This is a genomic window from Synechococcus sp. 8F6 (genome assembly GCF_002252665.1).
Taxonomy (GTDB): Bacteria; Cyanobacteriota; Cyanobacteriia; order PCC-6307; family Cyanobiaceae; genus Cyanobium_A.
On sequence record NZ_NQKZ01000082.1, the window covers coordinates 1 to 341 of the forward strand.

Consider the following 341-nt stretch of genomic DNA (forward strand, 5'->3'; position numbering starts at 1 on the left):
CCCAGCTCCACACCTGATTCGGGCCTGCGGCCCGCAGCCGTGGCACTGGCCTCGGCTCCTGTGGTGGTCGGGCGCGACCGCGGCGATTCGCCTGGCCATGGGCGTGCAACACCCGGTAGAAGCTGCGCTCTGAGCCAATGAACAGGCCCCGGTCCGCAAGGATCGGCACGATCTGCCCGGGGGGCAGCGCAGCGAATTCCGGCTCGTTGCAGGTGAGCAGAATGCGCTGGCGCTCTTCTTCGCTGAGGCGGTGTGACACATTGCGGTGACTGCCTTTGCGGCAGTCCACACCGCCGCCTTCACCGGCAAACTGGCGGCGCCAGCGCTGCAGCGTGGTGAGG

1 protein-coding gene is annotated in these 341 nt (G+C 68.6%); it reads right to left on the reverse strand.

The window, feature by feature from the left end; translation table 11 throughout:
• The coding region (locus CJZ78_RS13590) for a helix-turn-helix domain-containing protein (protein ID WP_143592982.1) at window positions 1–341 on the reverse strand (341 nt) is incomplete at both ends.